Annotated in this window: 11 protein-coding genes and 1 pseudogene; 6 read left to right on the top strand and 6 right to left on the bottom strand. The window is 65.4% G+C overall.

The window, feature by feature from the left end:
* Positions 1-197 precede the first annotated feature (197 nt).
* Positions 198-1,718: a glucose-6-phosphate isomerase gene (gene pgi, locus SPHV1_RS19365; protein WP_054947648.1), complete on the bottom strand. Its 1,521-nt coding sequence runs from the start codon at positions 1,716-1,718 to the stop codon at positions 198-200.
* A 141-nt stretch (positions 1,719-1,859) separates the two neighbouring features.
* Between pgi and lepB the strand changes: the two genes are divergently transcribed.
* The 4 genes from lepB (at position 1,860) to SPHV1_RS19345 (ending at position 5,512) form a co-directional block, all read left to right on the top strand.
* Positions 1,860-2,708: a signal peptidase I gene (gene lepB, locus SPHV1_RS19360; protein WP_054947647.1), complete on the top strand. Its 849-nt coding sequence runs from the start codon at positions 1,860-1,862 to the stop codon at positions 2,706-2,708.
* Positions 2,709-2,710: 2 nt separating this feature from the next.
* Entirely contained in the window at positions 2,711-3,379 is a 669-nt protein-coding gene (rnc, locus tag SPHV1_RS19355; protein WP_082431074.1) for a ribonuclease III, read from the top strand.
* A 124-nt stretch (positions 3,380-3,503) separates the two neighbouring features.
* A complete protein-coding gene (era, locus tag SPHV1_RS19350; protein ID WP_054947646.1) occupies positions 3,504-4,397 on the top strand; it encodes a GTPase Era in 894 nt (297 codons plus the stop codon).
* The gene (locus SPHV1_RS19345; protein WP_054947645.1) at positions 4,394-5,512 is read left to right on the top strand and encodes an SGNH/GDSL hydrolase family protein; all 1,119 of its coding nucleotides are present in this window, start codon (positions 4,394-4,396) and stop codon (positions 5,510-5,512) included. Before era ends, SPHV1_RS19345 begins: the two co-directional genes overlap by 4 nt.
* A gap of 30 nt (positions 5,513-5,542) precedes the next feature.
* On the opposite strand, the gene SPHV1_RS19340 is transcribed toward SPHV1_RS19345, so the two are convergent.
* The 5 genes from SPHV1_RS19340 to plsY form a co-directional block, all read right to left on the bottom strand.
* A complete protein-coding gene (locus tag SPHV1_RS19340) occupies positions 5,543-6,994 on the bottom strand; it encodes an MFS transporter (protein WP_231634760.1) in 1,452 nt (483 codons plus the stop codon).
* Positions 6,995-7,106: 112 nt separating this feature from the next.
* On the bottom strand, positions 7,107-7,286 hold the full coding sequence (locus tag SPHV1_RS19335) for a hypothetical protein (protein ID WP_041559057.1): 180 nt from the start codon (positions 7,284-7,286) through the stop codon (positions 7,107-7,109).
* Positions 7,287-7,356: 70 nt separating this feature from the next.
* On the bottom strand, positions 7,357-9,969 hold the full coding sequence (gene topA, locus SPHV1_RS19330) for a type I DNA topoisomerase (RefSeq protein WP_054947644.1): 2,613 nt from the start codon (positions 9,967-9,969) through the stop codon (positions 7,357-7,359).
* Between the two features lie 138 nt (positions 9,970-10,107).
* Positions 10,108-11,223 carry a DNA-processing protein DprA gene (gene dprA / locus SPHV1_RS19325; protein WP_054947643.1) on the bottom strand — a complete coding sequence of 372 codons (1,116 nt, stop codon included), beginning with the start codon at positions 11,221-11,223 and terminating at the stop codon, positions 10,108-10,110.
* Positions 11,224-11,236: 13 nt separating this feature from the next.
* Positions 11,237-11,824, bottom strand: coding sequence for a glycerol-3-phosphate 1-O-acyltransferase PlsY (gene plsY / locus SPHV1_RS19320; protein ID WP_054947642.1), 588 nt, complete (start codon positions 11,822-11,824; stop codon positions 11,237-11,239).
* Positions 11,825-11,918: 94 nt separating this feature from the next.
* On the opposite strand from plsY, the gene murI reads away from it, so the two are divergent.
* Together murI and SPHV1_RS19310 are read left to right on the top strand one after the other, a co-directional pair.
* Positions 11,919-12,764, top strand: a complete 846-nt coding sequence (gene murI / locus SPHV1_RS19315) for a glutamate racemase (RefSeq protein ID WP_054947641.1) — start codon at positions 11,919-11,921, stop codon at positions 12,762-12,764.
* A pseudogene (locus SPHV1_RS19310) lies at positions 12,761-13,078 on the top strand (hypothetical protein); the annotation flags it as partial. The gene murI and the pseudogene SPHV1_RS19310, both read left to right, overlap by 4 nt.

Raw genomic sequence — 13,078 nt, 5'->3', positions numbered from 1 at the left:
GACCGCATCACGTACCACTCGCGAAGGCCCCGCCATGGCCTAGTCCCCCTGCCCATGCAGGCCCGCATGCCTTCACCGCACATCCGGAAAAGGCGGGCCGCAATCACCGATTGCGGCCGACCTTACAGGGTTAATTCTTGCTGAATACTGAAACTGCCCCGTAGTCATGTCGGGGCCGGAAAGGCCCCGACACGCCTTCAGCTGATTCCGGCCAGTTCCAGCAGCGCCTCGGTCGAGGGATCGAATTTGGTGCCGCCCTTCTCGATCTGCTTGGCGATCTCCTTGCCCAGTTCAACGCCGAACTGGTCGAAGGGATTGATGCCCATGAGCACGGCATTGGCGAAAGTGCGATGCTCGTGGAAAGCGATCAGCGCACCGAAAGTGGCCGGGCTCACTTCGTCGAGCAGAATCGTCGCCGAAGGACGGTCGCCGGGATAGGCGCGGGCCGGATCCTCGCTGTCCTTGCCCGCCATCAGCGCAGCGCCCTGCGCGAAGCAGTTGGAAAGCAGGATGCGGTGGTGATCGAGGCTGAGGTCATGGCCCGGCGCGATGGAGGCGATGAAGTCCACCGGCACCAGGTTCGTGCCCTGATGGAGAAGCTGGAACACGGCGTGCTGGGCATCGGTACCCACCCCGCCCCAAGTGATCGGCGCAGTCGGCCCGTCGACCGGACTGCCATCGGCCTTCACGCTCTTGCCGTTGGATTCCATCTCCAGCTGCTGGAGATAGTCGGGCAGCAGTGCCAGCCGTTCGTCATAGGCGAACACGGCGCGCGTCTGGCAACCACGCAGGCGGGTGTAGTACTGGTCGGCAAAGGCCGCGCGCAGCGGCAGGTTGGCACTGCCGTCAGTATCGCGGAAGTGCTCGTCCATGGCGGCAGCGCCCGCCAGAAACTCGGCAAAATCGGGCCAGCCAAGCGCCATCGCGACCGGGAAGCCGATCGAGGACCACAACGAATAGCGGCCGCCCACGCTTTCCGAGAAAGGCAGGATGCGGGTTTCGTCGACACCCCATTCCATCGCCTTTTCCGGCGAGGCCGTCAGCGCGACGACGCGGCCGTAGGGATCCTCCACGCCGTTCTCGCGCAGCCATTCGATGGCGCTTTCGGCATTGGTCATCGTCTCGATGGTGGTGAAGGTCTTGGACGCGACCGCCAGCATCGTCGTTGCCGGATCGCAGCCCTTGAACGCCTCTTCCATGGCGCAGCCGTCGATGTTCGACACGACGTGGACGTCGACCATCGCACCGTCGCGGGCGAGCGCGTCGACCGCGAGTGCCGGTCCAAGCGCCGAACCGCCGATGCCGATGTGAATCAGGTGCTTGACCTCACCCATCGCGCCACGGTGGATCGCCTCGACGATCGCGGCCATGCGGTGATGGTTCTCGGCCGCCAGCGCCACGCTCTCATCCTTGCCGACGCCGCGCTGGGCGGTGTGCTCGGCGGCGCGGCCTTCGGTCGGATTGACGATCTCGCCGCCGAACAGGGCCTTTCGGCGTCCGGCGAAGTCCATCGCTTCGGCCAGTTCCTCGAATGCGGCCAGGTGACCGGCGTCCAGATGCGTTTTCGACCAGTCGAAACGGATCGTGGTCGCCGCTTCGTCCTCACCCAGTTCGAACCGGGTCGCAAGAGTGTCGAGCCGGGCCGGATCGCCTGCAAAGAGCTCAGCCAGCGACGGCTTGGCCAGTCCCCTGAGCTTTTCCCAGGCTGATTCACTCATACATTGCTCCTGCACAGTAGATTTGCTGGCCTTATGCATGTTGCGGCTGCGAAGGCCAAGACGGTTCTTCGTCGAGAAGAGACGGTTACAAGGCCGGATTGAACTTGACGGATCGCAGCTTGCGCAACAAGGGTTCCGCCCATGAGCGAGACCAATAGCGACGCCGCCAAGCCGGCCATCGACTCGACAGCGAAGAAGCCTGCGGCGGCGGAGAAAAAGGACGAGGGTTTCTTCTCGTTTCTTTTCTGGCTGGTGCTGGCTGTGGTGGTGCTTCGCAGCTTCATCATTTCGCCCTTCAACATTCCCAGCGAATCCATGCTGCCGCGCCTGTTGACCGGCGACTACCTGTTCGCGACGAAGTGGTCCTACGGCTATTCGAAGTACTCGCTGCCCTTCAGCCTGCCGCTGATCCCGGGCCGGATCTTCGCCAGCCAGCCCGAGCGCGGCGATGTCGTCATCTTCAAGGCGCCCCCGGGCAACGACGTCGACTACATCAAGCGCGTCATCGGCCTTCCCGGCGACGAGATTCAGATCAGGAGCGGCCAGGTCTTCATCAACGGCAAGGCGGTGCCCAAGCAGCGCCTCGACGACTTCATCCTGCCCGTCTCGCCGAACACCGATTGCTATGCGCCCGAGTTCGAGACGACCGACAAGGACGGCAAGCCGGTCTGCCACTATCCGCAGTTCCGTGAGACGCTACCCAATGGCAAGAGCTACAACGTGCTCGACCTCGGCACCACGCCGCAGGACGATACCGGCGTCTACATCGTGCCCGAAGACCACCTGTTCCTGATGGGCGACAACCGCGACAACTCCATGGACAGCCGCTTCCCCGCCGTCGAGGGCCAGGGCATCGGCATCGTTCCGCAGGGCAACCTGGTCGGCAAGGCCGCGATCATGATGTTCTCGACCGATGGCTCGGCCGAATGGATCAAACCCTGGACCTGGTTCACCGCGGCCCGCTGGAGCCGCATCGGCGGGACGTTCTGACCTTGCTGGACGACATTACGCGTGCCTTCATAACCGGGACGACCGGCACTGCGCCCCGGGACGAGGGGCTCTGGCTGGCTGCCCTGACCCACGGCAGCACGGGCGAGAAACGCAATTACGAAAGGCTGGAATTCCTCGGCGACCGTGTACTCGGCCTGGTCGTCGCCGAATGGCTGTACGAAACCAGCAACGAGGCCGAGGGTCGCCTGTCGCAGCGGCTCAACGCGCTCGTCAGCCGTACCATGTGCGCCCAGATCGCGCGCCAGATCGAACTGGGCCCGCTGATGCGGCTGGGCAAGCAGGCCCGCGACGACGGCGGCGAGGACAGCGACAACATCCTCGGCGACGTGATGGAAGCGCTGATCGGCGCCTGCTTCATCGAATGCGGCTTCGACAGCGCCAAGGCCATGGTGCGAAAGCTGTGGGCCGACGCGGTGCAGGGCAAGACGGGCAAGCGCAAGCATCCCAAGTCCGCACTGCAGGAATGGGCCGCCGGCAATCGCCGCCGGATTCCCGAATACCGCCTGCTGGAGCGCACCGGCCCCGACCACGCCTCGCGCTTCACGGTCGAGGTCACGATCCACAATGTCGGCAGTGCCCAGGCCACGGCCTCGTCCAAACAGGACGCGGAAACGCAGGCCGCCGAAGAGTTCATGAAAAAATTCGCATGATGGATTATTCCGTGTGCGTCCTCAGGCAGACTTGGGGCGTTACCGGCATGATGCATTGCCCAGTTACGCGCGAGCCAAGCCTGCCGAGGCGTGCGTGCCAACCTGACTATCGAGGAATTCGCCCATGACCGAGAAATGCGGTCTCGTCGCCGTGATCGGCGCCCCCAATGCCGGCAAGTCCACGCTGGTCAATGCGCTCGTCGGCCAGAAGGTGGCGATCACCTCGGCCAAGGCGCAAACCACCCGCGCCCGGCTGATGGGCATTGCCCTGCAGGACCAGGTGCAGATCATCCTGGCCGACACGCCCGGCATATTCGCACCCAAGCGTCGTCTCGACCGCGCCATGGTCGCCGCCGCCTGGGAAGGGGCGCAGGAGGCCGATGCCATCCTGCTGGTGGTCGACGCGGTCAAGCAACGCCGACACGAACTGACGCCCCTGCTGGAAACGCTCAAGGACCGCTCCGAGCGCAAGCTGCTCGTGCTCAACAAGGTCGATGCCAGCGCCAAGGAACCGCTGCTCAAGCTGGCCGAGGAACTGGCAGGCGCAGTCGACTTCGACGAAGTGTTCTTCGTTTCCGCGCTCACCAACGACGGCGTGCCCGAACTCAAGACGCGGCTTGCCGACCTCATGCCCGAAGGCCCCTGGCACTACCCCGAGGATCAGGTCTCCGATGCCTCGGAACGCCTGCTGGCCTGCGAAGTCACGCGCGAACAGCTCTACAAGCAGCTCCACGACGAACTGCCCTACGACAGCGCGGTGCGGCCCGAATCCTATACCCAGCGCAAGGATGGCTCGGTCGAGATCCGCCAGCAGATCGTCGTCGCGCGCGACAGCCAGAAGGCCATCGTGCTGGGCAAGCGGGGCGCCAAGATCCGCGCCATCGGTGAAGCCGCGCGTAACGAATTGGCAGAAGTTCTGGGGCAGAAAGTTCACCTCTTCCTCCATGTGAAGGTCGAGGAAGGCTGGGCCGAGGCCCGCGACATCTACGAAGAGATCGGACTGGACTGGGTAAAATGATCCGCACGCCCCGTATTGCCGCTGCATGTGCCGCGCTGCTTTTCGGCTGCGCGACCGCTCCGCTGGTCGAGGCGCAGGCCGCCGAGACGGACAGCATCGAGGCGGTCGGCAGGATCGGGGCGGAACAGGCCGTGCCCGAAGATACCGTTGCGCAAAGCCTGGAAGGCGCACGTTACGTCGCCATCGGTTCCTCGTTCGCGGCCGGTCCGATGCTCCCCCCCGGAAAGCCCGCCGCTCCCGGCGCGCCGACCCGTTGCGGTCAGAGCATGAACAATTACCCCACGCTGCTGGCGCAGCGCTTCGGCATGGTGCTGGTCGACCGCACCTGCTCTGGCGCGAGGACCCAGCACTTGCTCGGTCCCTGGGGCGATGTCCCGGCGCAGCTCGCCTCGGTCGACGCGGCTACCCGGCTGGTGACGGTTACCATCGGCGGCAACGACCTCAACTACATCGGCGACCTGTTTTCCGCGACGTGCGTCCAGCGCGCCAGCGAAGTGGCGGCAGCCGGGTTCGAGGCAAAGCCCTGCGGTGCGATCCACAAGCCTGCCGATGCCGATTACCTGCGCGTAGAGGAGCAGCTTGGCCTCATTGCCCGGCGCGTCCGCGAAGCGGCTCCGAAGGCGCGCCTCGTCTTCGTCCAGTACCTGACGCCCCTGCCCGCCACGCTCTGTGCCAATACCCCGGTAAGCGAGGATGCGGCGGCCATCGTGCGGCAAATCGGCGCACGACTGGCCGAGATAACCGGAAAGGTCGCGCAGGCGCACAAGGCCATCGTCGTGGAGATGAACCAGGCTTCTGCCAACCACACGCCTTGCGATGCCGAACCATGGATGATCGGCGCACCCAAGGGCTACGACGGCAAGCAGGGCCTGCAGTGGCACCTGAACCTCGCCGGCATGAAGGCAACGGCCGATGGCATTGCCTACTGGCTGGAACGCAGCGGCGTGCAGCCGAAGGTCCCACAGATGCCGACCATCGAGCAGTCCCCGCTCGCGCCGATCGACGTTCAGGCCGCGCCCGAACCGCAGGTGCCTGACACGGCAGAACCGGCGAAGGAAGACAAGTCGCGGCTCAAGCCCGAAAGCCCGAAAGCAGGCAAGCAACCCAAGACCTGAACAGCAGCGGGAGCCGTATGGCCAACCCGCTCAATCGCGCGGGTTCTCGGCCACCCGCCAGCGCGTGAGGCTGCCCAGCCCGGCCAGCAGCGCCAGCCCCGCTGCAAACAGCATCGGGACCGGGCCCAGTCCGGCTCCGAAAGAAAGAAACAGGCCGATCGAGGCCGCGCCCAGTGTCTGGCCGAATAGTCGTCCGGTCGCCAGCAATCCGCCCGCCGCGGCCGTCCGTTCACGCGGGGCATTGCTCACGACCATGCGCGCATTGGGGGAGAAGAACAGGCCGAAGCCCACTGCGCAGACGACAAGGCGCCAGGCAATCGCCGCCGCTCCTGCGTGAACCGGCATGAAGGCCAGCAAGACCAGGCCGACGGCGGCGATCACCATGCCGGTCAGCCCGAGGATCGAAGGCGAAACGCGGTCGGACAACCATCCCGCCGCGGGGGAAACGAACAGCATCGTCAGCGGCAGGGGCAGGATCAGCAATCCCACTTCGGGCGGACTGAAGCCCATGCCCTGCTCCAGACGGAAAGGCAGCGCGACGACGAGCCCCGCCGAGCCGATGAAACCGGCCATGGCCGCCAGAATCGAGATGCCGATGGCCGGGCGTGACAGCAGATCCACCGGGAAGACCGGATTGGTCCGCGCCCTTTCGCTGCGTGCCAGCAGCAACGCCGAGGCCAGGCCGGCCAGTGCCACGGCCATGCCGACAACCAGCCAGCCACCATGGACCGCCAGTTCGATGCCGCCCACTAGCATGGCGAATGTCGCCGCGCTCCACAGGCCGGAACGCCAGTTGAACGGAATCTTGCCGCGCACCGGGTCGGGCAGGAAGCGTCCGATCATCAGCGATATCAGCGCGCAGGGGACAGCGGCCACGAAGATCAGCCGCCAGTCAGCACGCGCAACGATCAGGCCGCCGAGAACCGGCGCAATGGCATTCGAGGACGCCACGATCACTGAGTTGATGCCAAGGCCGCTGCCAAGCTTCGTCTTGGGATAGATCTGCCGGATCATCGCCGTCGACACGCTCATCGCCATGCCGGCACCCAGTGCCTGCCCGACCCGGACCATCAGCAGGGCCGGCAGCGAATTGACGAGGAGCGTGAGCGCCGAGGCCGCCATGAAGATGACCTGGCCGATCTGGTAGACCCGGCGCAGGCCCAGCCGCTCGCCCAGATTGGAGAACGGCAGCAATGCCATGACCATGACGAGCTGGTACAGGGTAACGACATTGACGATCGCCCCGCCCTCGACATGCAGGTCCCGCGCAATCGTCGGCAGGGCGACGTTGGCGATCGTACCGTCCAGAACGAAGAGCGCCGTACCGAAGGATATGGCGATGATCGCCCAGATCCGGCGTGGCATGGCAAGGCCATCGTCCTCGTGGCGTTCCCCGCCGGATGCATCCGAGTTGGCAGGCATCGCATCATCGGCGAAGTCGAGGCTGCCACCAACCGACTTCCCATCCGAAGCCGAAGACATATCGTTTCGCAACTGCAGCATAACAGGGAAACGCCTAGGCAGCCCGTTGTCTCCCGGCAATCGCCATAAAATTCCCTATAGTTGCATAAACCGCAACCACAGGGTCCGCGCGTCAGCGCAGTTTGGCAATCGTCATGCCGTGCTGGCGGGCCGCATCCTTCGTCGATTCCTCGGTGCGGTTCAGCGCCTTGGCAATCTCCTTGAGCCCCTTGCCCTTGCCCGCAAGCATTTGCAGCTTCTGCAGTTCATCGGGTTTCCAGGGCTGCTTGTGCTTGGCGATCTTCTGGCTCATTGCCTGTTCTCCTTTGTCGGTTGCATGGCAACGAGACGGACGCGACCAGACAGATCCGGCCCGAGTGCACTCACGCGTCCACGTCCCAGGGAACCTCGCCGTCCTGTTCGGAGCCGGCTTCCGAAGAACCGCTCGCGGCTTTCTTGGCCGGAGCCTTTTTCGCCGCAGCCTTTTTCGCGGGAGCCTTCTTGGCGGTGGCCTTCTTCGCCGGAGCCTTCTTCTTGCCCTTGGCCGGCCCCTTGGCGGCCTTGGCGTCGATCAGGGCAATGGCCTGTTCGGCAGTCAGGTCCTCGGGCTTCTGGTCGCGCGGGAGGGTTGCGTTGGTCGTGCCGTCGGTGACGTAGGGGCCGTAGCGTCCCGCCATGACCTTCATCTCACCCTCGCTTGTCGGGTGCTTGCCCAGCACCTTGAGCGGTTCTGCCTTGGCGCGCTGACCGCGCCCGCCGCCTTGCGCGGCTTCAGCCAGGATCGAGACGGCCGCATTCATGCCCGTCTCGAACACGTCGGCGGTAGTGCGCAGCTTGCCGTACTTGCCGTCATGGAGCAGGTACGGCCCATAACGCCCTATATTCGCAACGATTTCCTTGCCGGTCTCGGGGTGTTTGCCCACCTCGCGCGGAAGGCTGAGCAGCTTGAGCGCCCAGTCCAGCGTAAGCTCGTCGATGTCCTTGGGGATCGAGGCGCGCTTGGCTTCCTTGCCCTCGCCCAACTGGATGTAGGGACCGAAGCGACCGACCCGACGGGTAATTTCCTCGCCGGTCTCAGGGTGCTTGCCCAATTCCTCGTCGTCGGCCTGCTCGCCGTTGCCGCCGGGCTGCGCGAACTTGCGGGTGAACTTGCACTCCGGATAGTTCGAACAGGCGACGAAGGCTCCGTAGCGCCCTCCGCGCAGCGCCAGTCTGCCATCGGCGCACTTGGGGCAGGCGCGCGGGTCGGACCCGTCATCCTTCGGCGGGAACAGGTAGTCGGACAGGAACTCGTCGAGCACCTCGGTCACTTCCGAGGGCTTGCGCTCCATCACCTCGTCGGACTTCGGTTTGAAGTCGCGCCAGAAAGCCTCGAGCAGTTCTTTCCAAGCATGGCGACCACCCGACACGTCATCGAGTTCCTCTTCCATGCCCGCGGTGAAGTCATAGGCCACGTAGCGTTCGAAGAAGCGTTCGAGAAACGCGGTGAGAAGTCGCCCCGATTCCTCTGCGAAGAAACGGTTTTTCTCTGTGCGAACGTAATTGCGGTCCTTGAGGACCTGGATCGTCGCGGCATATGTCGAGGGACGGCCGATGCCCAGTTCCTCCAGCCGCTTGACGAGGCTTGCCTCGGAGAAGCGCGGCGGCGGTTGGGTGAAGTGCTGCTCGGCAGTCACGTCCTTCTTCGCGGGCGCATCGCCGTTGCGCATCATCGGCAGCAGGCCGGATTCGTCGTCGTCGTCCTTCTGGTCGCGCCCTTCCTCGTAGACTGCGAGGAAGCCGGGGAACTTCACGACCTGACCGGTGGCGCGCAGTTCGTTGCGCCCGGTGCCGTCGCGCAGCGTGATCGTCGTACGCTCCAGGGCGGCAGAGGCCATCTGGCTCGCCATCGCGCGCTTGAAGATCAGGTCGTAGAGGCGAGCCTCGTCGCCCGAGCCGAAACGGTCGCGTGTGAACTCGGTAGGACGGATCGCCTCGTGGGCTTCCTGCGCGTTCTTCGCCTTGGTCTCGTAGTGACGCGGCTTTTCCGGGAGATAGTGCCCGTCGTAGCGGTCCGAGATCGCCTTGCGGCAGGCGGAAATGGCCGAAGGGTCCATCTGCACGCCGTCGGTACGCATGTAGGTGATCGCGCCCGCTTCGTAGAGCGACTGCGCCACGCGCATCGTCTGGCTGGCCGAGAAGCCGAGCTTGCGCGAGGCTTCCTGCTGCAAAGTCGACGTCGTGAACGGCGGCTGCGGATTGCGGCGATGCGGCTTGGTCTCGACGTTCTCGACCTTGAAGGCACCCTGCTCCACGGCGGCCTTGGCGCGCATCGCGGTGCCTTCGTCGCCGATGCTCAGGCGATCGAGCTTCTGGCCCTCGAAGGCGACCAGCTTGGCAGTGAAGGGCGTTCCGTCCTGCTCCATGAGCGCGGCGACGGACCAGTATTCCTGCGGCCTGAATGCCTCGATCTCACGCTCGCGGTCGACGATCAGGCGCAGCGCCACGGACTGCACGCGGCCCGCAGACTTGGCACCCGGCAGCTTGCGCCAGAGGACCGGCGAAAGCGTGAAGCCGAACAGGTAGTCGAGCGCGCGGCGGGCGAGGTAGGCATCGATCAGGTCCTGATCGAGTTCGCGCGGGGCCTGCATCGCCTTGGTCACCGTGTCCTTGGTGATGGCGTTGAAGGTCACGCGCTGCACGTCCTTGGGCAGCGCGCGGCGCTTCTTGAGCAGTTCCAGCACGTGCCACGAAATCGCCTCGCCTTCGCGATCAGGGTCAGTCGCGAGGATCAGTCGGTCGGAAGCTTTCGCGGCATCGGTGATCGCGCGGACCTGCTTCTGCTTGTCCCCGTAAAGCTCCCAGTCCATTTCGAAGCCCTCGTCAGGGCGAACCGAGCCATCCTTGGGCGGAAGATCGCGGACGTGGCCGTAACTCGCCAGGACCTTGAAATCCTTGCCCAGGTACTTTTCGATGGTTTTCGCCTTGGCCGGCGATTCGACGATGACAAGCTGCATTTCAGACTTTCGATAAGCGCTACGCGCGTGCGCATGTACGCACACATATACACACGTACAAGTTGGGTCGGGCTTTGAGCAGCCGTCAAGGGGGCATCAATCTCGCTGCGAACAAGGCCGGAAAACCATCGCCGGGGATTACGCCAGACTGACGCGGCCGCCCGCGTGACGCACCAGCGCGCCGGTGATCTCCAGTTCGAGGAGTGCGAGCTGAACCGCCGAAGCGCTGGCTCCCGACTGTCGGATCAGTTCATCCACCGGCACTGGCGCGGTGGTGAGCAGATCGGCGATCGGCGCAGGCTCTGCATCGGAAAGGTCGTCGCACAGGGCCCAGTCCGGCGCCGCTTCGCGCAGAGCGGATTGCGGCGCCCCGGCAAAGCCCCCGAGCAGCTCGGTCACGTCCTCTGCCCGCTGCACGAGTATCGCGCCATCCCGGATCAGCTGGTTGCAACCGTGCGAACGCGGGTCGAGCGGCGAACCGGGGATGGCCATGACTTCCCGGCCCATCTCCCCGGCCAGCCGCGCCGTGATCAGCGAACCGGAACGCGGTGCGGCCTCGACCACCAGGGTTCCTGCACAGAGCCCGGCGATGATCCGGTTGCGCGCGGGGAAGTGCCGCGCCAGCGGATCGGTGCCCGGCGGCTGCTCGGCGATCAGCAGACCCTCTCGGGCGATACGTTCCTGCAGATCGGCGTGTTCGGGCGGATAGGTCACGTCGATGCCGCTGGCGATGACGCCCACCGTCGCACCCGATGCGCCCAGCGCGCCGTCGTGCGCGGCGCCATCGATGCCGCGGGCGAGACCCGAGACGACCGTGACGCCCGCCTCGGCGAGCTCTCCGGCGAGCGTCCGGGCCAGCCGGACAGCCGCTGCCGAAGCGTTGCGCGCGCCCACCATGGCGACGCAAGGTGCCTCAAGGATCGCGGTATCGCCCCTGACGACGAGGATCGGCGGCGCCCCCTCGCTGGCGGCAAGCAGCGGCGGATAATCGGGCGCGTCGTGAAACAGGTAGCGAGCCCCCGCACGGCGTACGGCACGGGCTTCATCCAGGGCGACATGCTCGGGCACCGCCCGATAGCGCTTTCCGGATCGCCCGGCGATTTCGGGAAGCGCATCGACGGCCCGGCGCGCATCGCCGAAGCGCGCGAGCAGGTGCGCGTAAGTGACGGGACCGACGTTGGGCGAGCGCAGCAGGCGAATGCGCGCGAGCGCTTCATCCCTGTCGATTGCGGCGAGCGTCTGCCCCCCGCTCACGCGCAGGCCCCTGTCAGGACTTCTTGCTGCCGCCCACCCTCGGTTCGGTTCCGGCGCGCAGCCGCGCGATGTTCTCGCGATGCTGGAACAGCACGATCGCTGCGATCACGGCCAGCACGAGCGCGGCGTCCTGATGCCCCAGCACGAGAGCCACCAACGGAGCCACCACCGCCGCGGTCATGCCCGCGACCGAGGAAATCTTCACTGTCAGGAGCAGGCCGATCCAGGTCAGCGCATAGGCAAGCCCCACCGGCCAGGCGAGGCCGAAGGCGATGCCCGCCGTCGTCGCCACGCCCTTGCCGCCGCGAAACCTCAGCCAGACCGGGAAACAGTGCCCCAGGAAGGCGCCGAGAGCGGCCAGCCAGACCCATTCCGGCCAGACGGCCGCGGCAATCAGGACGGCGGCCAGACCCTTGAGGAGATCGAGCAGGAGCGTGGCCGCAGCCAGCCCCTTGCGTCCGGTACGCAGCACGTTGGTTGCGCCGATGTTGCCCGAACCGATCGAGCGCAAGTCGCCCGCACCGGCAATCCGGGTGATGATGAGGCCAAAGGGTACGGAGCCGAGCGCGTAGCCCAGTGCCAAAGCGAATATCCACTGCATGCGCCTCCCTTAGCCGTTTGCTCTGGAATGGCGAAGCCTAGTTGCTCTTTCGTCATGGCAGCGGTTAACAGGTCGCAAGGTTCAGGGAAAAACGATGTCCTCCGATAGTTCCAGCACCGGGCAGACCGCAGGCAAACGGGCCTGCAGCGACCCGTCCGCGCCGATTCTCCTGTTCGACTCGGGTGTGGGTGGCCTCACGGTCCTGGAAGAAGTGCGCAAGCTCCAGCCCGCCATGCCGGTGATCTACGCAGCGGATACGGCCGGTCTGCCCTATGGCTCCAAAAGCGAGGCGCAAGTCGCCGCGCGCGTCGCCGGGCTGCTCGGCCGCATGACGGAGCGTTTCAAGCCCCGACTCGTGTGCATCGCCTGCAATACCGCGTCGACGATCGCCCTTGGCATGGTTCGCGACGTTCTCGAGGTTCCGATCGTGGGCACCGTGCCCGCGATCAAGCCGGCTGCGGCAATGACGCGCAGCGGCGTGATCGGCCTGCTCGGCACCGAAGCGACGATTCGGCAAGCCTACGTCGACCGACTCGAGCACGAGTTCGCCGCCGACAAGATCCTCCTGCGCCACGGTGCTCCGGGCCTCGTCGAGGCTGCCGAAGCGAAATTGCGCGGCGAGCAGGTGGACATGAAGATCATCCGCGAGGCAGCAGAGGCCCTGCGATCGAGGCCCGACGGGGAGCGGATCGACACCGTCGTTCTCGCCTGCACGCATTTCCCGCTGCTCAGGACCGAACTGGCCGAGGTTTTCGGTCCGGATGTGCGCTTCGTGCATGGCGCCGCAGGTATCGCACGCCAGATCGCACGCCTCACTGACGGGCAGGAATGCAGTCGCCATGTACCCGACCGGGCGTTATTCACCGGCTCGGAAGGCACGCCGGATGCATACCGGAAAGCGCTGGCGCATTATGGGCTGACTGAGAGCGGTAAATTTTGACTCCAAGACTGAACCTGTTTCTTCTGGCACTGATCCTTTTCGTCGGTGTGCCCTACTACTGGTTCCAGCTCGACGCCGACCGCTACGATGCCAGGCCCAAGTCGCTGAGCATCGCGCAGTTGCGCTCCCTTGCCGAAAGCATGCCCGGCCAAAAGCCGATCGCACTGAACTACGAGCAAGTCGGCATTCGCTACATCGTCAGCAACAGGCTCGCAGCTGGTACCGGCCTGCGCCCTGCCCGCACCGCGCTGCGGGCCTATGAGCTGATCGTGCCGGGCCATGCCCCGATCATTATCGACGGCGGCCCGACGGCC

It is taken from the genome of Novosphingobium sp. KN65.2 (assembly GCF_001368935.1).
In the GTDB taxonomy this organism is placed as follows: Bacteria; Pseudomonadota; Alphaproteobacteria; order Sphingomonadales; family Sphingomonadaceae; genus Novosphingobium; species Novosphingobium mathurense.
This window is presented reverse-complemented; position numbering and strand designations above follow the sequence as displayed.